This is a genomic window from Rhodovulum visakhapatnamense (assembly GCF_004365965.1).
Taxonomy (GTDB): domain Bacteria; phylum Pseudomonadota; class Alphaproteobacteria; order Rhodobacterales; family Rhodobacteraceae; genus Rhodovulum; species Rhodovulum visakhapatnamense.
In genome coordinates, this window is sequence record NZ_SOEB01000016.1 from 60,933 (window position 1) to 79,623 (window position 18,691).

General features: G+C 63.1%; 22 protein-coding genes, 1 pseudogene and 1 riboswitch. Of the genes and pseudogenes, 10 read left to right on the forward strand and 13 right to left on the reverse strand.

The features are described 5' to 3' along the window. Positions 1–45: 45 nt before the first annotated feature. The 3 genes from repC to repA form a co-directional block, all read right to left on the reverse strand. A complete protein-coding gene (repC, locus tag EV657_RS14300) occupies positions 46–1,257 on the reverse strand; it encodes a plasmid replication protein RepC (RefSeq protein WP_134078548.1) in 1,212 nt (403 codons plus the stop codon). A 212-nt stretch (positions 1,258–1,469) separates the two neighbouring features. Continuing rightward, complete coding sequence (repB, locus tag EV657_RS14305) at positions 1,470–2,402, reverse strand: plasmid partitioning protein RepB (RefSeq protein WP_134078505.1); 933 nt, start codon at positions 2,400–2,402, stop codon at positions 1,470–1,472. Continuing rightward, complete coding sequence (repA, locus tag EV657_RS14310) at positions 2,386–3,579, reverse strand: plasmid partitioning protein RepA (RefSeq protein ID WP_134078507.1); 1,194 nt, start codon at positions 3,577–3,579, stop codon at positions 2,386–2,388. The genes repB and repA overlap by 17 nt, the downstream gene beginning before the upstream one ends. A 208-nt stretch (positions 3,580–3,787) precedes the next feature. On the opposite strand from repA, the gene EV657_RS14315 reads away from it, so the two are divergent. Continuing rightward, complete coding sequence (locus EV657_RS14315) at positions 3,788–4,015, forward strand: AbrB/MazE/SpoVT family DNA-binding domain-containing protein (RefSeq protein ID WP_134078508.1); 228 nt, start codon at positions 3,788–3,790, stop codon at positions 4,013–4,015. Then, positions 4,005–4,400 (forward strand): PIN domain-containing protein, encoded by a 396-nt coding sequence (locus tag EV657_RS14320; RefSeq protein WP_134078510.1) that lies wholly within the window; start codon positions 4,005–4,007, stop codon positions 4,398–4,400. Before EV657_RS14315 ends, EV657_RS14320 begins: the two co-directional genes overlap by 11 nt. Positions 4,401–4,478: 78 nt before the next feature. Here the strand turns inward: EV657_RS14320 and EV657_RS14325 are convergent, their stop codons facing one another. Next, positions 4,479–5,363 carry a recombinase family protein gene (locus tag EV657_RS14325; RefSeq protein ID WP_134078512.1) on the reverse strand — a complete coding sequence of 295 codons (885 nt, stop codon included), beginning with the start codon at positions 5,361–5,363 and terminating at the stop codon, positions 4,479–4,481. 227 nt (positions 5,364–5,590) lie between these two features. On the opposite strand from EV657_RS14325, the gene EV657_RS14330 reads away from it, so the two are divergent. Further along, the gene (locus EV657_RS14330) at positions 5,591–6,658 is read left to right on the forward strand and encodes a hypothetical protein (protein ID WP_208323277.1); all 1,068 of its coding nucleotides are present in this window, start codon (positions 5,591–5,593) and stop codon (positions 6,656–6,658) included. A gap of 121 nt (positions 6,659–6,779) precedes the next feature. On the opposite strand, the gene EV657_RS14335 is transcribed toward EV657_RS14330, so the two are convergent. Beyond that, entirely contained in the window at positions 6,780–7,445 is a 666-nt protein-coding gene (locus EV657_RS14335) for an ArsR/SmtB family transcription factor (RefSeq protein WP_134078515.1), read from the reverse strand. Between the two features lie 88 nt (positions 7,446–7,533). On the opposite strand from EV657_RS14335, the gene EV657_RS14340 reads away from it, so the two are divergent. Together EV657_RS14340 and bluB are read left to right on the forward strand one after the other, a co-directional pair. Beyond that, positions 7,534–8,388: a sterol desaturase family protein gene (locus tag EV657_RS14340; protein ID WP_134078517.1), complete on the forward strand. Its 855-nt coding sequence runs from the start codon at positions 7,534–7,536 to the stop codon at positions 8,386–8,388. A 56-nt stretch (positions 8,389–8,444) separates the two neighbouring features. Next, positions 8,445–8,631: riboswitch (cobalamin riboswitch) on the forward strand. Positions 8,632–8,674: 43 nt separating this feature from the next. Further along, positions 8,675–9,397: pseudogene (gene bluB / locus EV657_RS14345) on the forward strand (5,6-dimethylbenzimidazole synthase). Between the two features lie 45 nt (positions 9,398–9,442). On the opposite strand, the gene EV657_RS14350 reads toward bluB, so the two are convergent. The 7 genes from EV657_RS14350 to EV657_RS14380 are packed head-to-tail and all read right to left on the reverse strand — an operon-like array spanning position 9,443 to position 14,167. Then, entirely contained in the window at positions 9,443–9,823 is a 381-nt protein-coding gene (locus tag EV657_RS14350; protein ID WP_107326240.1) for a hypothetical protein, read from the reverse strand. 15 nt (positions 9,824–9,838) lie between these two features. Then, positions 9,839–10,531 (reverse strand): ABC transporter ATP-binding protein, encoded by a 693-nt coding sequence (locus EV657_RS14355; protein WP_134078519.1) that lies wholly within the window; start codon positions 10,529–10,531, stop codon positions 9,839–9,841. A 3-nt stretch (positions 10,532–10,534) separates the two neighbouring features. Then, positions 10,535–11,668 carry an ABC transporter permease gene (locus EV657_RS14360; protein WP_133618486.1) on the reverse strand — a complete coding sequence of 378 codons (1,134 nt, stop codon included), beginning with the start codon at positions 11,666–11,668 and terminating at the stop codon, positions 10,535–10,537. Next, positions 11,665–12,810: an efflux RND transporter periplasmic adaptor subunit gene (locus tag EV657_RS14365; protein WP_134078520.1), complete on the reverse strand. Its 1,146-nt coding sequence runs from the start codon at positions 12,808–12,810 to the stop codon at positions 11,665–11,667. Before EV657_RS14365 ends, EV657_RS14360 begins: the two co-directional genes overlap by 4 nt. A gap of 3 nt (positions 12,811–12,813) precedes the next feature. After that, a complete protein-coding gene (locus tag EV657_RS14370; protein WP_107326294.1) occupies positions 12,814–13,410 on the reverse strand; it encodes a TetR/AcrR family transcriptional regulator in 597 nt (198 codons plus the stop codon). Positions 13,411–13,463: 53 nt separating this feature from the next. Next, positions 13,464–13,739 carry a DUF6522 family protein gene (locus tag EV657_RS14375; protein ID WP_133618482.1) on the reverse strand — a complete coding sequence of 92 codons (276 nt, stop codon included), beginning with the start codon at positions 13,737–13,739 and terminating at the stop codon, positions 13,464–13,466. Further along, a complete protein-coding gene (locus tag EV657_RS14380) occupies positions 13,736–14,167 on the reverse strand; it encodes an Rrf2 family transcriptional regulator (protein WP_134078522.1) in 432 nt (143 codons plus the stop codon). The genes EV657_RS14375 and EV657_RS14380 overlap by 4 nt, the downstream gene beginning before the upstream one ends. Positions 14,168–14,242: 75 nt before the next feature. Between EV657_RS14380 and EV657_RS14385 the strand changes: the two genes are divergently transcribed. Genes EV657_RS14385 through EV657_RS14405 form a run of 5 tightly spaced genes read left to right on the forward strand, consistent with a single transcriptional unit; the run spans position 14,243 to position 17,753 of the window. Continuing rightward, positions 14,243–14,701, forward strand: coding sequence for a group III truncated hemoglobin (locus EV657_RS14385; RefSeq protein ID WP_134078524.1), 459 nt, complete (start codon positions 14,243–14,245; stop codon positions 14,699–14,701). Positions 14,702–14,714: 13 nt separating this feature from the next. After that, the gene (locus tag EV657_RS14390) at positions 14,715–15,203 is read left to right on the forward strand and encodes a hemerythrin domain-containing protein (protein WP_107326284.1); all 489 of its coding nucleotides are present in this window, start codon (positions 14,715–14,717) and stop codon (positions 15,201–15,203) included. Continuing rightward, on the forward strand, positions 15,196–15,879 hold the full coding sequence (locus EV657_RS14395; RefSeq protein WP_134078525.1) for a 5-formyltetrahydrofolate cyclo-ligase: 684 nt from the start codon (positions 15,196–15,198) through the stop codon (positions 15,877–15,879). Before EV657_RS14390 ends, EV657_RS14395 begins: the two co-directional genes overlap by 8 nt. After that, on the forward strand, positions 15,879–17,084 hold the full coding sequence (locus EV657_RS14400) for an NnrS family protein (protein ID WP_134078527.1): 1,206 nt from the start codon (positions 15,879–15,881) through the stop codon (positions 17,082–17,084). Before EV657_RS14395 ends, EV657_RS14400 begins: the two co-directional genes overlap by 1 nt. A gap of 6 nt (positions 17,085–17,090) precedes the next feature. Beyond that, complete coding sequence (locus EV657_RS14405) at positions 17,091–17,753, forward strand: NnrU family protein (protein ID WP_107326250.1); 663 nt, start codon at positions 17,091–17,093, stop codon at positions 17,751–17,753. A gap of 4 nt (positions 17,754–17,757) precedes the next feature. Here the strand turns inward: EV657_RS14405 and EV657_RS14410 are convergent, their stop codons facing one another. Further along, on the reverse strand, positions 17,758–18,456 hold the full coding sequence (locus EV657_RS14410) for a cyclic nucleotide-binding domain-containing protein (protein WP_107326251.1): 699 nt from the start codon (positions 18,454–18,456) through the stop codon (positions 17,758–17,760). Positions 18,457–18,691: the final 235 nt, after the last annotated feature.

Sequence of the window (18,691 nt, forward strand, 5' to 3'; positions counted from 1 at the left end):
AAGTCGCGCCGAACTTGATGATCGCTCCAAGAGACTTAACAGCTGTTATGCAGCATTTCGCCGGGACATCAGCGCCATGACCATCGGTCCGCAGGAGAACTCGCCCGCCGCCGCCTTGGATGTCAGCGCACGGAGGTAGCCACCGGGCGATCGGATGTCCGCAAAGCGTTCCAGCATGGCGACGACAACGATCGATGCCTGCTCGGGGCCCATGAACCGTTGCGCTTCTTCCCAAGCGGACGCACTGATCCCCATGGCCGGCCGCACATGGCAAGCGGCATCGAAAAGCTGATGCCAGTGACGGATATCGCCCTGGTAGAAGGTTTTGAGCGATGGGCACCCCGCGATCACCAGATGGAGCGGAATCTTTGGCACGCGTCTTGTGTCCGCTTCTTCCACGTCAGCAAAAAGCGCATCCGTTTCAGGATCTGGCGCGCCGGCCGCCGCCCCGCCTTTGTCTAAGGCAGGTTCAAGATCTATAGATTCTTTATTTGAATTATGATGGTGACGCTCAAACTTGGCACCATTGGTGTTCATTTCTTCTGTTTCAAGACCGTCAATGACGTTGCGTGCGTGGTCGAGAAGGGCTTCGAGGTCCGCTCTAACTGCCGCAAGTTCCTCGATCGCAAGCTTGCGGCGGAGGGCGCGCGCAGTAAGGACAGCCTTGTCGCGAAGCTGATCCCAGAGGCCAAGGCCTGGCCGGATCTCCTCTCCAAACTCCGCAACGGCAGCGAGATCGCGCCGCATGAGGCTCACGACCTCCCGCAGTCGCCGCACACGGTCCTCGGCCTCACGCACGGCCTCTGCGGCCCGTGCAATCTCCTCGGCCCGGCAGTAGAGCGGCGAGAGATCAAAGCCAAAAGCCACGCGCTCTTCGCCATGCTTGCGGACATACCTCTTCCCGTTGGGGCTATCGCGGCGCATCAGCAAGCCTGCCTCGACCAGGCGGGCAATGTGCCTGCGCATCGTGGAGCAAGGCATACCGTTCAGCCGCTCGCAGATTGCCTTGTTGGACGGGAAGACAACCATCTCGGCGTTCCCGCCAAGCGCATCATCCGGAAAGAAGCTGAGAAGCCCCTGCAGAACAGTCAGATCGCGCTCGGAAATCCTAAAGGCGGCCTGCGCCTTGGACAGCTCGCGAAGGAGCTCCCACTTGTTGACGGGCTTGCCCGGAACAGACGCCTCAGGCTGCTCGACCACGCGCAGATGGGCGTGCGAGATCGGCCGCATAAACGGCGAAATCGGTGTGTACTCCATGATGTCATTCACGAAGGCAAAATTTCCCTGGCCCGCGAATCGCTTTGCGCTTGCGGGAAAGGGGCCAGATCGCTACATTCAGAGGTGCGAAAACTGAGTTTTGTAGCGGGCTGGTCCCGTGCGAAACCTAAGAAAGGTCTCGTGAAGCTTGCTTCTCGGGGCCTTTTTCTTTTCTGCCTGTCTCGTGCCTCCTTTTTGGTTGTTGCTCTTCCTCAGTCTTCCTTGCGCTTCCAGCGCTCGTGAAGCTCGGCGATCAGCTGCGGGGCCTTGCCCTCAAGCCAGCTGACAAAATCTCTATCCTCGGCCTTCAGCTCGAGCTTGAACTGTCGGCCGCGGCGCCCTGTCGCGATGGTTGCAGCCCCGACACCCGGAATGGCCACAATGGGTGCCCCTCGGGGACTTGATGGGCGGGTCGGCCGCTCTGCCTGCACCACTGCGGAGAGGACGGCCAGGAACGCGGCGTCCGACTTTTCGTCGGGACCACCAGAGTGAGAAGACCTGGCCTCAGCCGCCACTGCAGCGAGGTCCTCGCGGTCCACAGATGCATCGGCCATTGACTTCTTGAGCTCCTCCCAACGAGGCCGGCCGATACCTGGCGCAGCACCGATCGCTAGGACGAGGCTCTCGCCAACCGCGCGGACGACGCTTAACAGCTGCGACACACCAGCTTCGGTGAGGCCCAGAACCTCCGCCACACCCTTGTTGGTACGTTCCGCCTCTCCCAGATGATCGCCATTGAGCAAGGCCGCCGCAACCAACGCACGTTCGATGAAGCTAAGGTCACGTCGTTCTTGGTTCTCAAGCAGTTGATCACGAAGCGCCTGATCCCCGTCCATTTCAGTTACGATCGCACGGACCTTGATCCCGAGCTCTCGGCAGGCTTCAAGCCGACGACGCCCGTAGATCAGGCTGTAGCGATCACCTTCGAGAGGTCGTACGAGGATCGGCACCCGTTGGCCGCTTCTGGAGATCGATGCCTTCAGCCCAGCAATCTCGATTTGGAGACGGTCATCCAGCCTGCCCAAGGTCTCGACATGGTCAGGCTCGATCTCGAACACGCCGCCCCGCAGCCTGCGCCCCTCAAGAGCGTCGGGGGCATTACGCAAAGTCTGCAAGGGCAGTCCCAGTTTAGGCTTTCTTGCCATTGCGTCCCCACGTGCTCTGGATGATCGCGGCGATCTCATCGTTGACGGCATTCATGGACTCGATGGCGCGGTCGAAGGTTTGGCGCGTGAAGTCCTTCTTGTCCGCCTCATACAAGGTCTGCTTGGTCAGCCCGGCATCCGATATCGCCGTCGACTCGACCATGTGGTTGGTCAGCACCGAACGCCCGAAGAGCCCGCGGATGAAGGCGATCACCTCGGTCTGTGGGGCGTCGCCCACCTTGTAGCGGGTCGGCAGGAACCGGAGCCAATCGAACCGCAGGTTGGCGCCTGCATCGCGGATCACACCCAACAGGTCTGCCGTCATCCGCAGGAACTGCGACATCGACATGAGGTCGAGCATCTGTGGATGGACGGTAACCAGGACCCCCGAGGACGCGGAAAGGGCAGACATGGTCAGGAAGCCCAGTTGCGGAGGGCAGTCGATCACGACGACATCGTAGTCGCTTTCGACGCTGTCGAGTGCATCACGGACTCTCGCGAAGAAAGCGCGGGCGCCGCCACGCTGGATCGCGGCGGGGGTCTCATGTTCGAACTCCATGAGCTCGAGATTGCCCGGAATGAGATCCAGGCCTCGGATGTACGTCTTCCTGATGACCTCGGAAACCGGGACAGGGTCGTCATAACGGACTGCGTCGTATAGCGTCCCCCCTTCCATGAGGTCCAGTTCAGGCTGGATCCCATGCAAGGCGGACAACGACGCCTGCGGATCCAGATCAATGGACAGGACCCGATAACCCTTGAACGCAAGTCTCTGTGCAAGGTGTGCTGATGTGGTTGTCTTGCCGGACCCACCCTTGAAGTTCACAACGGAAATGACCTGCAGCTCGTCCCCTTTGCGCCGACCAGGCACATAGGTTCCCGGCTTCTTGGCATTGGCCTCGAGGCTGTGCCTGATCTCCCAGACATCGTCGAGGGTGTAGCGGCGATGGCTACCGGCCGTCGTCTCGACGTCCGTGATCTTGCCTTCCCGATGAAGTTTGCGAAGGTAGGTGTGATCGACACCGAGCAGCTCGGCCGCCTCACCGCTCGTCAAGCTGCGCATCACCTTTTTCGCGTCTGGTGGAAAGTGCGCTGCGCGTTGTGCATGCAGGTTCGAAGCCAAGAGTTCGGCGTAGTGGCCAATGGCGACGTCCAGGTCTTTGTCTATCTCGGTCATGCCCTGCTCGATCCGTGGGCGCGATTTTTATGTGACCGCGCGGTATTTTTCGAGACTATTGCCTGACCGATCAGATTCGCGCAAGCACTTTCTAAATCTGGTGTCAGCCACTGCGCGACGCACAAGAGTAGCCCAAGCAGCGGACAGGCTTGCCCATTCAACCAACATGATATACATTCCTGATCGTATATCCACTCAGGAGGTCACGATGCAGGTCGCGAAATGGGGCAACTCGCTTGCCGTCCGCCTGCCCGCGGAGCTTGTCCGGGAGCTTGGCCTCAAGGAAGGCGATCAGATCGATCTGGTGAAGGACGACGGCCAGGTCAGAGTCCGTCGTCTAGCGCGCGCGGATGAGGTGCTGACGGGTCTGCGCCGCTTCCGGGGCAAGCTGCCCGCTGCAGAGCGCCTGAGCCGCGACGCTGCGCATGAGCGCTGAGTTCGCGGACACGAATGTCGTTCTTTACCTGCTCGACGATGGCACGAAAGCCGATCGCGCCGAGGTTATCCTGGGGCAGGGGCCCCGGATCAGCGTTCAGGTCCTGAACGAGACGCTGGTGAACTGTCGCCGCAAGGCTGGCCTGAGCTGGGAGGAAGCAGAGGCGTTTCTTGAGGGCATTCGTGCCTTGTGCCCCGTCGAAGAGCTGACCCTTCAGACCCACGACGTCGGCCGCGCCTTGGCGGAACGCTACGGCTTCTCGATCTACGACGCCATGATAGTGGCCAGCGCTTTGGTTGCGGGCTGCACCACGCTGTGGAGCGAGGACATGCAAGATGGCCTGCTGGTCGAAGGCCAGCTTCGCATCATCAATCCCTTTACGTGAGCAGACAGTTTCTGAGCATGGGGCCGGTCAAAGCCTTGTAATCCTTCCATGTCGTGGAGGATTTGCAAGGTATCTCGACTACTCAAGCAGCCCCAGCCTCTCGGCCCGCTCCAGCAGCATCTTCACCGAGGAGGGTTGCCAGCTTGTCCGCCCGCGGGGCGTACGCTCGCGCATCGCTTCCAGTCGAGTGCAGATCGCCTGAAGTGTGATGTCGGGGTCCGCGCCCTTGATGGCGGCGACGATGGCGGGCAGGCGGTCGTCGGTCTCGCGGCGGCCCGCTCGGGCCAGCACAGTCTCAGGCAGGAAGCCGTCGCGGACATAAGCGTTGACGGCGCGCAAAAGCCGGCTCTGCGTCCACTGGCGCTCGCGGGGCAGGGGGCCGTTGACGATGCGCACCACATCTTCCCAGGCTAAGTCGGGCCGCAGGCGGCGCACATGGGGCACCCAGTCCTGGGCCGTCTCGTTCAGCCGCTCCATGTAGCCGTCCTGCCGCGCCAGCCGCACCTTGCGCAGCGCTGCCGGATCACGGGCGCGCAGGCCCGGATTGCCGCCAACCCGGCCTTTGGTTTTTGCGCTGGCCAGCCCGGCCTTGGTGCGTTCGCGGATCAAGGCGCGCTCAAACTCGGCGGCGGCACCCAGGACCTGCAGGGTGAACTTGCCCTGCGGCGAGGACGTGTCGATCGGGTCCATGAGCGAGCGGAAGAAGGCGCCCCTAGCTTCCAGCCGTTCAATCACCTCGAGGAGGTGCGACAGTGACCGCGCCAGACGGTCGATGCGCACCACGACCAGCGTATCGCCCTTCCCGATCCGCTCGAGCACGCGGGCCAGCACGGGCCGTGCGCGGTTGCCGCCCGAGGCCTGCTCCTCGTGGATCTCGACGCAGCCCGCGGATTTAAGGGCCTGCGACTGGGGCAGGGGGGTCTGATCCTCGGTCGAGACGCGCGCGTAGCCGATCAGGGGCATAAAATCAGGCCGTTTGCAGTTTCATATATCAGCAATAAACGACCGTTTGTAAACGGATGCAAGGACGCTCTTTGCGGTGCTGTCCATCGGAAAGCCCTTGGTTTCCTGAGGCTGACCACGGTCAGAGAGGTCTCGAAGACCACCGCGTGTGCGTGCTATATACAACTGTGTCGAGGCCCCCCAACAAAACCCTTTGGTAAAGTGCAAACTGCACGTATTTTGCACATATGAAAACTCAAGCATCCGTCTTGCATGATGATTTCAAGGTACCTCCCATTGCCGTTGGAGAGGTCGATGAGACGTCAGACGACGATCTGTGGTTCCTGCCCGGTCCGATCGAAGAGGAAACCGACGATCTGCCGCCTGGACCACGGGCGGAGCCCCACGAGATGGCGGTTCTCGACGACTGGCGGAGGGCCGAGGCGGGGCATGCCGCGCGCCTCGCCCGCGTCGCGGGTCGGCTTGGAGCGCTGGATGAACGGCTAAAGCGCGGACCAGAGGGGTGGCGGCACAGGCTGGCCCTGATCGAGGCAGGCGACCTGAGTTGGTTCGCCGGGGATCGAGTCGCGCCGGATAGGTTGGCACTGTGGATCTCCATGCGCCTTTCGGGAGTCCAAGACGACACAACAGCGCTGGCGCGGGTGGGGTGGGCGGTGCGGCGCCTGACGGGTGGGCCGGGGCCAGACGTCGACCTGTCTGCCTTCCTGGATCGCCGTGACCCCGTGCACATGGATGATGTGGCAGAACCATTCTCCGATCGAGCCGAGGGGTGGCTGGACCTTATGGCGCAAGCGGACGATCTGCACCCGATCACCCGCGCCTGCATGGGCTTTCACCTTTGGAACCTAGCAGGACTCGGGCAGCACAGTGACCGGATGGAAGCGGCGGTGACCGCCGCGCGCATCTCTGCCAGCGAAGGGAGGGGCGCAGTCTTTACGCCGCTGGCGATGGGCGGGGCAGGGGGCCTGCGCGCAGGTGGCTCACAGACGGTCCGTCTGGCGCGCTGGCTCGACGGGATGGAAACAGCAAGCCTGACCGCGATGCGGCACCTCGACGATATCGAAGCATGGTCAGCGCGGGCAGAAATCGAGATGTCACCGCTCTCGGGAAAGACACCGCGGGCGCTGCGCGCCGTACTGACCGAATGGCCCCTCGTCTCGGCCCCCATGGCCGAGACCATGACCGGCGCCAGTCGAGCGGCCGTGCAGCGCAACCTTGCCTGGATGGAAGCGCGGGGTCTGATCCGCGAGATGACAGGCCAGGGGCGATACCGGATGTGGCGCGCGACGAACTAGGGTCGCCGTATCAGGTGTCAGCCTTCGGGCAATATGATTGCATCGTCAACGAAGATGGCGCGCAATGAGCGAAGTCCTGTCCTTTCGAAACCGGGCGCCGTCTTATTGAGCTCAACAACGCTCAGCCCACGTGGATGAGCACTGGTCTTCCATCCTCACGCCATTCAGGCAAACCACCTTCCAGCCGCCGCGCGTTTAGACCGTGGCGGCGCAAAGTGGCGACGGCCTGATGGGCATAGACGCAGTATGGGCCGCGGCAATAGGCGACAATCTCGGCGTCATGCGCAAGTGTTGGGAGGATTTGCTCCAACTGCGCCAAGGTGGCGTTCCGCGCACCGGGGATGTGGCCCGCAGCGTATTCGTCGGAGGGCCGGACATCGAGAACAGTGACAGAGCCTTCCGCGAGCCGTGCGGCGAGGACCGCGCGACTGACCGGTTCGGGCGCGTCATAGCCGCCCGAGAGGCCCCGCAGGATGCGCTCGACTTGTGCCAGGTTACGTTCGGCCACGATGCGCAAAAGGTCCATGAGTTCCAGAGTCTTTGCGTCGGTGAGTCGGTAGATCACCGCCTTGCCATCGCGGCGGCTGGTGACGAGTGCGGCCCGGCGCAACTGTTGCAGGTGCTGCGAGCAGTTGGCGATGGTCAGGCCCGTCTTTTCCGCCAGCGCCTCCACGCCACGCTCTCCTTGCGCCAGTTGTTCCAGGAGCATCAGACGCGCCGGTGCCGACAAGGCGCGCGCGACAAGCGCGTATTCCTCCAGCAGGGCCAGCTTCGGGCTGATTGACAAGGCCAGTCTCCAGACGCTATATCATTCAAGCGATGCCTTGAATGATAGCGATTCCATCGCGCCCTACAAGGCCAAAGGCGAGCGATCCATGTCCGAGACCATCCTTGCCACTGAGGCGACCATCCGTCTTGCCATCTTTCTGGGTGTTCTGGCGGCAATGGCGCTTTGGGAAGTGGCAGCCCCCCGGCGCAGACGGGAGATCCCGCGGGTGATCCGCTGGACCAATAATCTTGCGCTCGTGGTGGTCGATACGGTCATCCTGCGGCTAACCTTTCCGATCCTCGCTGTCGGGCTTGCCGTCATGGCCGAGGACCGCGGTTGGGGCCTGTTCAACAATCTCGATGTGCCGGCCTGGGTCGCGATCATCGTTTCGATGCTGCTGCTCGATCTGGCGATCTACCTTCAGCATGTGATGTTCCATGCGGTGCCGGGGCTCTGGCGGCTGCACCGGATGCACCACGCCGATCTCGATTTCGATGCCACAACCGGCCTGCGGTTCCATCCTGTCGAGATCCTGATCTCGATGGGTATCAAGCTGGCGGTGGTCGCGGCGCTCGGCCCGCCCGCCGTCGCGGTGCTGCTCTTTGAGGTGGTCCTGAACGCCACCGCGCTGTTCAACCACGCCAATATCGACCTGCCACGCCCGGTGGACCGCGTGCTGCGCCTGTTCGTCGTGACGCCGGACATGCACCGCGTCCACCATTCCACCGACCCGCGCGAGACCAACTCGAACTACGGCTTCAACCTGCCGTGGTGGGACCGGCTGCTCGGGACCTACATCGCTCAGCCCGCCAAGGGGCACGAAGGGATGGAAATCGTTATCGAACAGTTTCGTACACAGCGTGATTTGTGGCTCGACCAGATGCTGGCTCAACCCCTTCGTGGACCAGCGAGCGGCTACGCCCTCGATCCAAATTCCGGGCTGAAGGATCCCGCAGAATGATTTTACGTCTGTCTTCGTCGGGAGTGCCGCGCTGATTGCGCCAGATCGAACTTACGCCTACAGTGGCGGCGTCTGGTGCCCGCCGCTTTTCGTGGCGGGATAATCGGGAACGCAGTGAAATCCTGCGACGTGCCCAACGCTGTAAGGTAGATGGGGCTGCATTTGCCACTGGTCGAATGACCGGGAAGGCGCAGCACCCGCGCGAAGCCAAGTCAGAAGACCGGCCAGACGAAACAGGACGCGCCGAAGGCCGGCGGCGCGCCCGTTTCGACGAAGGGGGACCGTCATGTCCGTTTCTGCCTCTCCGGTCGCGGCCGGAGCCTTCAGCGAAGGCGAGCGCGCTGCCGTCTATCGCGCTATCTTCTCGCGCCGCGACGTGCGCTCGCAGTTTACGGACACACCCGTGGACAAAGATGTTCTGATGCGCATTTTGACGGCTGCCCATCATGCGCCTTCGGTTGGGTTCATGCAGCCGTGGAACTTCATCATTGTCCGGGATGCCGGCGTGAGAGGTCGGGTTCAGGCCGCCTTTGCCGATGCAAACGCCGAAGCCGAAGCGATGTTCGGACCTGACCGCCGTCCGCTCTATTCCAGCCTGAAGCTTGAAGGCATCCTGCAAGCGCCGGTCAGCATCTGCGTCACTTGCGATCGCGCGCGTGGCGGCCCTGTTGTGCTTGGTCGCACCCACGCGCCCGAGATGGACCTTTATTCGACCGTCTGTGCTGTTCAGAACCTCTGGCTGGCGGCTCGGTCGGAAGGGATTGGTGTGGGTTGGGTCAGCATCTTTCGGTCGGGCGCGTTAAGCGAGATCCTTGGCCTGCCCGAAAGCGTTGTTCCCGTGGCCTGGCTTTGCCTCGGCTACGTAGAAGAGCTTTAAGACCAGCCCGAATTGGCGGCTAAGGGTTGGGCAAGCCGCCTGCCGCTGGAGCAGTTGATCTTTTGCGACACCTGGGGTCAGTGCGAGGGGGCACGGGATGTCCCGTCAGACGTGACGCCGCCTGCTTGGTAGTATCGCGGCAGGCCGCATGGTGCCCTGTGAAAGGATTGCCTTCCGTCATGCGCGACTGGCCTTTTCCCTTGCCGCCACGACGCTGATCACCACCCAGATCGCCAGGCGCAGCGCCATCGCACCCATCGTCCGCGCCTCGTATGCAGTCCCGTGCCAGACCTCCAAGAGAAACACTGCAAAGATCGCTCCGGTCGCGAGGGTGATGGCGATGGCAAGGCCGGGTGCCCAGCCAGTCCTAAACCAAAGCCCCAGACCCGCGATGATGTAGGCAAACCCTGCTAAGAAATTGAACCACAGAACGAACGGGACGACGGCCCCCATGTCGGCGCCACCAAAAAGGGCGCGGCCTCCAGAAACGATGGTCAGGAGACCGAAAACGATTGCGACAACGGCGACGGCCGTCAGGGGCTTTCTGCGGGCGGGCATGACCATCTCCTTGGTTCAGCTGTCCACGAGACGACCATCGCGCAGGTGGATCAGGCGGTCGAAACGGTCGAAGATCTTTTCATCATGCGTCACGGCGATGATGCAGGCCTTCTGGTCGCTGGCGAGCTTTCGCAGAAGGTCCATCACAAGCTGCGCCCGACCACTGTCCAACGCAGCCGTGGGTTCATCGGCCAGGATGATCCGGGGGCGGTTCGCAAGCGCGCGGGCAATGGCGACGCGTTGCGCTTCGCCCCCGGATAGCAGGGCCGGCTTCACCTTGGCCCGATGCCCGACTTCAAGGTAATCAAGCAGATCGCGTGCCCGTTCGCGGCCTCTTTCGGCAGGCCAGCCCGCAAGGTCCAGCACGACCGAGACGTTCTCTTCGGCGGTCAGGAAGGGCAACAGGTTGTGCGCCTGAAAGATAAAGCCGATCTTGTCCAGGCGCAGCCGTCGCAGATCGCTTCGGAGCCATTTGCCGTCGAACACCGCATCGCCATCCAGTTCGACCCGGCCCGCAGTCGGGGCAAGAATGCAGCCGATCACGTTCAGCAGCGTCGTCTTGCCCGAACCGGACGGGCCCAGCAGCGCGATGACTTCGCCGACATGTACCCGCAGATCCACGGACCGTAAGGCATCGACACGGGTTTCGCCTTCGCCATAATGCTTGGCGACGCCCCGCACATCGACCAGAATGTCGCCCGGTGCCATGGGTCAGCCCCCGAGCGCTGTGGCAGGGTCAACCTTCAGCGCCGCGCGGACACCAAGACCCGAGGCAACAAGGCAGACCATCAGGATGATGCCGGTCAGCACCAGCGCGTTGAACGGCTCAAGCACTACGCGTCGGGGAAAGCTGTCCTTGACCAGAAGGATCAGGGCCAGCCCGATCGCAAGGCCAGAGATGCCAAGGATCAGCGCCTGTTGCACGATCAGGCCCACGATGGTTCGATCCGGGGCGCCGATCAGCTTCAGGGTAGCGATCTGCTTCAGCTTCTCCATGGTCATGGTGTAGATGATGAGCGCGATCACCACGGCGCTGACAGACAGCAGGATCCCCAGGAACAGACCGATCTGGCGCCGCGCCCGGTCCACCACCGAGGCAAGCAGAAGCTGCTCCTGTTCACTTTGGCTGAGGGCGGAGAGGTGTTTCCATTGCCGAACCGTCGCGGTCAGAAGCGCCACATCGGCACCGGGCTGCAGCCGGGCAACAACGGCGGCCACCGTCGGTGGGCGCAGGCCGCCATCGCCCCGGGCCGCCTGCACCCGGGCAGCGGCCGGGTCCATCGCCGTCTGCAACGTCAATGCATCAGCCAAAGTCACATAGACCGCCGGATCACCGCCTGAGTTCATCGCATCCTCGACCAATCCCACGACGGTAAAGCGGTCGCGTCCCAGCCGGATGGTCTCTCCGGGCACCAGACCGGTCTTGCGGTCTGCCAGCAGTTCAAAGTGGCTTCTGCCCAGCCCCCGCCCTTCGGTAATGCGCTGCGGTCCGCCGGGACGACCGGGTTCAAAGCCGATGACATAGAGCCGCAAGGTCCCGCCGGCATGGCTGGCCTCGATCGTTTGGTAAGTGATGGCCCCGGCCTCGGCCACTCCGGGCATGCGGGCCACGGCGTCCCGGGTCGTGGCCGGGATGCTTGACGCTTCGGCAAAGGGGCCTTGAGTGCCAGCCTCGACCACCCAGACATCAGCGGCAGGGGCCTTCACGACGGCCAGGGCATCGGCGACAAGGCCGTTGTAGATGCCGATCATCGCAAGCACGACCGTCATTAGAAGCCCAAGTCCCAAACAGGTCAGGACAAAGCGGAAGAGGCCGTGGCGGATATCCTTGATGGCAAGGTTCATGGCGCAGCTCCGATGCGGGCAAGCCGACCTTCATCCACGCCTTGCAGCGGGACGGCCACGACCTGCGCAGCATCGGGCAACCCGCCCGTCACTTCCACCCGGCCCCGGTCGTCACGCGCGCCGAATGTCAGGTAGGCGCGCGAAAGCCTACTGTCCTGGACGATCCAGACCGTGCCGCGATACCCGTCGAAGCCGATAATCGCCACTTCAGGCACCATCAGGGCCGTGGCGCGTGTGGCAGTCAGGATGCGCACCTCGGCTTGTTCGCCCAGAAACATTTGCTGCGGGCAATCCGAGCAGGTCAGCCAGACGCGGCGTTCCTCATTCACCCGGTCGCTTTCCACTCCGATGCGGGTGATCGTGCCCGTGAATTCGCTGGCAGGCTGAGACCGCAGACGGATGGTGCCGGGCTGGCCAAGGGCCAGCTGACCAGCGCGTTCTTCGTCAATATAGGCCTGAATCCAAATCGTATCGGGGTCGATCAGGGTAAAGATCGGATCGCCTGACCGAACCACGGCCCCGGTTTCGGCCAGGCGTGTCACAACCAGCGCATCAAAGGGCGCGGTCAAGCGGTGACGGTCCAGCAGCGTCTGTTCAAGTTGCAGGGCAGCGACTGCATCCTGCCCTTGAGCGCGAATGACGGCGAGTTCCGCTTCGGCAACTTTCACGTCAGCACGAGCGACGTCTTCATCTCGCTGCGCCTCCTCCGCGCGCTGGATGGATGCGGCTTCCTGTCGGGTCAACTCGGCCTGCCGGCGGTTGGCCGCCTCGCGCTGCGCCAGGATTGCCGTGGCGCGGAGGACAGCCGCTTCGGCCTTGGCCTGATTGGCAGCGTTCGCCGCCACGGCGGCCTGGGCACGCGCGAGCCGCGCCTCCTGCTCATCCTGATTCAGCGCGGCCAGCGCTTGCCCCTGTGCCACGCGGTCACCTGCATCGACCGTAAGCGACATCAGTGTTCCGCTGGACTCAAATCCTACGCGCGCCAGTACCCTCGCCTCGACGGTTCCGAGCCCGTAGATGCGAAGGGCCACATCGGTTTCGGGCTGCACGACCGCCACCGTCAACGGATGCTCGGTCAGGTACATCGCTCCTGCACCGATGCTCAGGGCCGCCACCACCGCGATGATCCAGATGGTCCGCATCGATCAGCCTCCTTCCACCCCAAGCAGGTGCAGCTGGACATCCAGAAGGCGCAGCCCTTCGGCCTGCAGGCCAAAGTCGCGCGCGCCCAGTGACCAGCGGATCGCCACCCCCTGCACCAGGGAAGTCAGCAAGACCGCCACATCCGCCGCTGCAACGTCATCGCGCAGGGTATGGGACTGCTGGCCCAGCTCGACTTCGCGCATAAGATGGCCATGGAAAGCGGTCAGCCGCCCGTGGAATGCCGTGCGCAAGGCCGCGTTCTCGACATTCAGTTCGCGGGAAAACAGCAGCATGGGCATCGCGGGTGTTGCTGCGATCTGGTCCAGTTGCGCCCGGATCAGGGCCCTGATCCTGTCAACCGGCAGCTCACTCAGTGCCACAGCCGCATTCCAGGCATGGGTCAGCGTTTCGGCCACCTGGTCGGCCACGGCACTCCACATTGCAGCCTTTGTTGGAAAATGCCTGAACAGTGCAGCCTGCGTCACGCCGACTTCGTTGGCGACGGCGCCTGTCGTCACCCGGTCCGGGCCGATCTGGTCGGCCAAGGCTAGGATCGTTGCCACGATTTCAGCCTTGCGGAGATCTGACGTCTTGCGCATCGATTCATCCAAGAAAGTAAGTGATTAATCACTTACATAATCGGATGAAGGAGTCAACGTTCCAAGTCAGACGATCGGTCCCGCACCGGAAAGCGAGAACTCGACAGGATCGTTCCTGCCTCGTCGACCGTGAACCGGCAGGCGCGATTGATGTAGCGGAACGTCAGGCGCCAGCGTCCCGCGTCCGTCCCCACCCCGGCCTCGCAGATCGATGTCAGGGCACCGGTGCGCATCGACTCGCGAACGTCGGACTCGGTCAGTCCGAATGCTTCGGCGAGCAAGATTGCCGGGACGACAAAGCCTGCACCGTCACGTTCCACCTGCGTCATTGCGACACCACGAGGTTCTTTGGCAGCGGGGGCAGGGCGATATCGGCCAGTGTCGATCGGTCGAGATCCGTGAGAAAAGCTGCTTCCGCAGAACGCAGACGCGCCTTGAGCCGACAGCGCGTGTCTATCGAACAGGCACCCCCATCGGCCCCGAAACACTCGACCAAGGGCTGCCCTTCTTCCAACAACCGGATGACCTGGCCAAGCCGGATCTCGGACGCCGGTCGGGCCAGCACGGCGCCACCTCCGCCGCCGCGCCGGGTTTCGATCAGGCCTGCGCGCGCCAGATGCTGGATGATCTTGGCCAGATGATTGCGGGACAGGCCCAAGGCTTCGGCCAGTTCGGCCGTGGAGATGGCGCGCGACGGATCGGCGGCCATCCGCATCAGCATCCGTAGCCCGAAGTCGGTGAAGGAGGTCAGCCGCATGAGGTCGGTTTCCTTGAATAGGTATTTACAATACCAATTAGCAGGCCTAAGCCAAAGCGCAAGACGGAGACTCAGATGTCCAGCGCAACTGTCAGCTTGTCCATCCCGACAACCAGGCCGGAAGTGACGGCCGCCCTTATGGTAGAGACGGGTCTTAGCCCCGATGTTCTGCGCGATCTGGTACACCGCTTTTACGGCTGTGTCCGTGCAGATGCCGTTCTGGGGCCGATCTTTGCGGCCCGCATCACCGATTGGGCCGTGCATCTTGAGCGGATGGCGACGTTCTGGTCTTCGGTCGCCTTGATGACCGGGCAGTATCATGGCCGGCCGGTGCCCGCGCATACTCCGTTGCCGATCAACGGGGCACATTTTGACCGCTGGCTTGCGCTGTTCCGCGCGATAGCTGTTGATACCTGCACGCCCGCGGGAGCCTTGCACCTGATCGAGCGCGCCGAGCGGATCGCCCATTCCCTGCACATCGCCGTTCAGTCAGCCCAAAGCGACCCCGTCGCCCCACCCAAACTGTTCTTCTGACAGGAGACCTCACATGACCGAAGCTGCAGCGCCGTCCGAGCCGACCGCCCTGACCCGGCACATCGAGGAGCGCTACCATGCCCGCCACAGGGAGCAGCTTCCGCAACTGGTGGCAATGGCGGAGCGTGTCGAGGACGTGCACTTCGGCGACGTGGGCGTGCCTGACGGACTGTCGGCCCTGCTGCACGAGATGCTCGGCGAATTGGAGGTACATATGAAGAAAGAGGAACTGATCCTGTTTCCCGCGATCCGCAAGGGCGGGATGCCCGGCATCGAGACTCCGATCGCGGTGATGCGCGCCGATCATGCCGGGCATGACCGCGAGCTGGCCGAGATCCTCCGACTGACCGCAAACCTGACCTTGCCCGACGGGGCCTGCGGCACCTGGACCGGGCTTTACCGTGGACTGGATGAGTTCGCCCGTGACCTGACCGAGCACATGCGGCTGGAGAACGACGTGCTGTTCCCGCAGTTCGAGGCGGAGCGGCGCGCCGATGTCTGAGCCGGGCCCATTCGCCTCGTCCCCCTGCATGGCTTGCGAGATCGCCCCGGACTACTTCGATCCGTTGGCTGTGGACCAAGAGCAGGCGCGCGACGTCGCCCGCTGGCGCAAGGCCGAGCGCGCGCGATTGCTCGCAGACCGTCAGGCCCTGTCCGTGTCGCAGCGTCGTGCAGCGGCAGACATGATTGCCGCGCGTGTCGATACCCTCCTTGCTGAACGTTTCCCGAGCGTCGACGGGCTGACGCTCTCGGCTTGGTGGCCGATCAAGGCGGAACTGAACTTGCGGCCCTGGCTGGAAAGCCTGCTCGCACGCGGCGCGCGCGTCACATTGCCCGTGGTCACAGCGCCCTCTGCACCACTGGCGTTCCGCCTATGGACGCCGGATTGCAGGATGGTGCAGGGCTTCTGGAAGATCCCGGTCCCGGCTGACGGGCCAGAGGTGGTGCCTGACCTGACCCTTGCCCCCTTGGTGGGCTGGGACCCGGCAGGGTTTCGGCTGGGCTACGGCGGGGGGTACTTTGACCGCACGCTCGCCGTGCTGTCGCCTCGACCGATGACAATCGGTATCGGTCTGCAATCTGCCCGGCTTGCCACCATCTTTCCCCAACCCCACGACATCGCACTGGACGTCATCCTGACCGAGGCCGGGGTCCAGTACGAACAGAAGGACGCATGATGACCACCACTGCCGAACAGATGCGCGCCTGGACCGGCCCTGCGATCCTGACCTACGGGTTCCGGCCATTCTTCTTCGGGGCCGCGATCTGGGCTGCGCTGGCCATGACGCTATGGGTGCCGATGCTGTCGGGTCATCTGACGCTGCCCACTGCCTTTGACCCAGTCAGCTGGCACGCGCACGAATTCCTGTTTGGCTACCTCGGCGCGGTGATCGCGGGGTTTCTCTTGACCGCTGTGCCAAACTGGACAGGCCGGTTGCCCATCGTGGGCTGGCCGCTTGGCGGGCTGTTCCTTCTGTGGCTGGCCGGGCGCGTGGCCGTTGCCATGTCGAGTAACCTGCCCACAGGATTGGCGGCGACGGTCGATCTGTCCTTTCCGCTGGTTCTGGCCGCGGCCATTGGGCGTGAGATCGTGGCGGGCAAGAACTGGCGCAATCTGATCGTGCTGGCGATGCTGGCGGTCTTTGCCCTTGGCAACGGACTGTACCACTGGGAGGCGGCGCGGGGGGATTATGCCGCCCAAGGTTATGGCCTGCGTCTGGGGTTGGCGGCGGGTGTCATGATGATCGCGGTCATCGGTGGGCGGATTGTACCGTCGTTTACCCGCAACTGGCTGGTGCGGCGCGGGCCGGGAAAACTGCCCGCCGCGCCGATGCAGGGGTTCGACAAGGTGGCCCTGCTGGCTCTCTTGGCGGCGCTGCTCATGTGGATCGCGCTGCCGACGTCCTTGGTGACCGCCGTCTTGCTGGGGCTGGCAGGTGCTCTGCATGCTATCCGACTGGCGCGATGGGCGGGCATCCGCACGGCGGCGGAGCCACTCGTCCTGGTGCTGCACGCTGGTTATGCTTTCCTGCCTCTGGGGGCCATCGCGCTCGCGGCCGAGATCCTAATGCCGGGTGTCTTCGGCATGGCCGCAGCGCAGCATCTCTGGATGGGCGGCGCTGTCGGGTTGATGACACTCGCGGTGATGACGCGTGCAACCCTAGGCCATACTGGGCAAGAGTTGCACGCAGGCCCCGGCACGGTGGCGATCTATCTGGCGCTGGTCACCGCTGTCCTGGCGCGCGTGGCCGCGGGGGTCTGGACCGATGAGGCGATGGCGCTGCACAGCCTGGCCGGAGTGGCTTGGATAGGGGCCTTTGGCGGCTATGCCGTTCTGTACGGGCGGTTTCTGCTGCGCCTGCCGCCTGCGAAACGGATCTGACTGGGCATGGGCTGGAACGAATTCGCCTTTGCCTTCGCGGCCTTCTTCCTGACCCACTCCATTCCGATCCGCCCGCCGTTGCGGCCCTGGGCGGTGGCAAGGCTGGGGCATGCAGGCTTTGGCATCGCCTATTCGGCTCTCTCACTTGCCGTGCTGGCCTGGTTGATCGCGGCAGCGGGTCGAGCGCCCTATGTGCCGCTTTGGGACTGGGCGCCGTGGCAGAACCATGTCGTGCTGGCCGTGATGCTGCCGGTCTGCGTGATCCTGTCGCTGGCAATTGCACGACCGAACCCCTTTTCCTTCGGCGGCGCGCAAAATGACCGGTTCGACCCGGCGCGCCCCGGAATCGTCCGCCTGACGCGGCATCCCCTGCTTCTGGCGCTCGGGATATGGTCGGCGGCGCATATCCTGCCAAACGGCGACTTGGCGCATGTGATACTGTTCGGCACCTTCGCCGGTTTCGCGATGCTTGGCGGCCGCCTTGTCGACCGGCGGCGACAGCGAGAGATGGGGCAGAGATGGCACGACCTGCGCGCAGCCCTATCGGAATGCCCCGCATCGCTATCCCTGACCGCCGACACCGTTTTGCGCTTGGCTGCCGGGCTCATGCTCTATGCGGGGTTGATCTGGCTGCATCCCCTGGTGATCGGAGTGGACCCTCTGGTCTGACGCCTCAGGTGGACCCGTCGTCGATCAGCGGGTTCGGCTTGGCAAACCGCTCGAACTCTGCCTGGTTGGTGATTGTGATACGTGTTCCGTCCACCTCTAGCCCATAGGGCTGCAACCCCTTGAAGGCGCGGCTCAGGTTTTCGGCGGTCATCCCAAGCACTGAAGCGAGGCGGCGCTTCTCGAAATCAAGGTCGAACGATTCTGCCCCACCGGCGCGCCTCTGCTGGCGCAGCAAATAGTTCGCCAGCCGCTCCAACGATGTCCGCAGCTTCAGGTCTTTCTGCGCCTTGATGACCGAGCGGTAGCACTGCGCCAGTTCTGTCACGATGGCGCGGGCAAAGTTGCCGTCAATGTCGAAAACGGCGCGCACATCCTGACTGGGGATCAGCGCGATCCGGCTCTTCTCCAATGTGCGGGCTGACATGAGGTAAGGCGCATCCTTGATCGTAGCGGCCAGGATGAAGGTCGAGATGGGCCGAACGGTCGCAAGGCTGGTCTCACGGTCATTCCAGGCCGAGAAGAGGTCAACCGAACCGGACAACACAACATGCAGGAAGTCGCTCGGGTTGCCTTCAGTGATCAGTTCGATCTGCGCCGGGAAGTTCTGGACATAAGCACCGCGCATCAAGGCCGAGAAATTCTCGTCCGCCATCTGTGAAAACAGCGCGAGGTCGCGAATCTCCCTGAATGGTGAATCGGGCATCCTGTCGTCCTTAGAAGTGCTTTGGCAGAGTCCAATCCCACGATTGATAATTGTCAAGCCAACAATTGATCATCGCAGGAGGAGCCTTGACTGACCCTGCAAGCGAACCTGACATTTTTCACTAAGCCATTTATTTCAATAATAAATCCGCAACAGATGATCTAGATCAACCTCTTTGGCCTGCGTGGATCTCAGGACTGGCATCAACCCCACTGGGGAAACTGCCTCCCTCTTG

Bases quoted from the DNA above. Each gene is read 5' to 3' on its own strand.
- EV657_RS14355 (WP_134078519.1), bottom strand. From the start codon at position 10,531: ATGGCACCGGGCGACATTCTGGTCGATGTGCGGGGCGTCGCCAAGCAT.
- EV657_RS14375 (WP_133618482.1), bottom strand. From the start codon at position 13,739: ATGACGCAGGTGGAACGTGACGGTGCAGGCTTTGTCGTCCCGGCAATC.
- EV657_RS14385 (WP_134078524.1), top strand. From the start codon at position 14,243: ATGTCCAGCGCAACTGTCAGCTTGTCCATCCCGACAACCAGGCCGGAA.
- EV657_RS14365 (WP_134078520.1), bottom strand. From the start codon at position 12,810: ATGCGGACCATCTGGATCATCGCGGTGGTGGCGGCCCTGAGCATCGGT.
- EV657_RS14340 (WP_134078517.1), top strand. From the start codon at position 7,534: ATGTCCGAGACCATCCTTGCCACTGAGGCGACCATCCGTCTTGCCATC.
- repC (WP_134078548.1), bottom strand. From the start codon at position 1,257: ATGGAGTACACACCGATTTCGCCGTTTATGCGGCCGATCTCGCACGCC.
- EV657_RS14360 (WP_133618486.1), bottom strand. From the start codon at position 11,668: ATGAACCTTGCCATCAAGGATATCCGCCACGGCCTCTTCCGCTTTGTC.
- EV657_RS14320 (WP_134078510.1), top strand. From the start codon at position 4,005: ATGAGCGCTGAGTTCGCGGACACGAATGTCGTTCTTTACCTGCTCGAC.
- EV657_RS14410 (WP_107326251.1), bottom strand. From the start codon at position 18,456: ATGCCCGATTCACCATTCAGGGAGATTCGCGACCTCGCGCTGTTTTCA.
- EV657_RS14315 (WP_134078508.1), top strand. From the start codon at position 3,788: ATGCAGGTCGCGAAATGGGGCAACTCGCTTGCCGTCCGCCTGCCCGCG.
- EV657_RS14390 (WP_107326284.1), top strand. From the start codon at position 14,715: ATGACCGAAGCTGCAGCGCCGTCCGAGCCGACCGCCCTGACCCGGCAC.
- EV657_RS14370 (WP_107326294.1), bottom strand. From the start codon at position 13,410: ATGCGCAAGACGTCAGATCTCCGCAAGGCTGAAATCGTGGCAACGATC.
- EV657_RS14350 (WP_107326240.1), bottom strand. From the start codon at position 9,823: ATGCCCGCCCGCAGAAAGCCCCTGACGGCCGTCGCCGTTGTCGCAATC.
- repB (WP_134078505.1), bottom strand. From the start codon at position 2,402: ATGGCAAGAAAGCCTAAACTGGGACTGCCCTTGCAGACTTTGCGTAAT.
- EV657_RS14325 (WP_134078512.1), bottom strand. From the start codon at position 5,363: ATGCCCCTGATCGGCTACGCGCGCGTCTCGACCGAGGATCAGACCCCC.
- EV657_RS14330 (WP_208323277.1), top strand. From the start codon at position 5,591: ATGAAAACTCAAGCATCCGTCTTGCATGATGATTTCAAGGTACCTCCC.
- EV657_RS14400 (WP_134078527.1), top strand. From the start codon at position 15,879: ATGACCACCACTGCCGAACAGATGCGCGCCTGGACCGGCCCTGCGATC.
- repA (WP_134078507.1), bottom strand. From the start codon at position 3,579: ATGACCGAGATAGACAAAGACCTGGACGTCGCCATTGGCCACTACGCC.
- EV657_RS14405 (WP_107326250.1), top strand. From the start codon at position 17,091: ATGGGCTGGAACGAATTCGCCTTTGCCTTCGCGGCCTTCTTCCTGACC.
- EV657_RS14395 (WP_134078525.1), top strand. From the start codon at position 15,196: ATGTCTGAGCCGGGCCCATTCGCCTCGTCCCCCTGCATGGCTTGCGAG.
- EV657_RS14380 (WP_134078522.1), bottom strand. From the start codon at position 14,167: ATGCGGCTGACCTCCTTCACCGACTTCGGGCTACGGATGCTGATGCGG.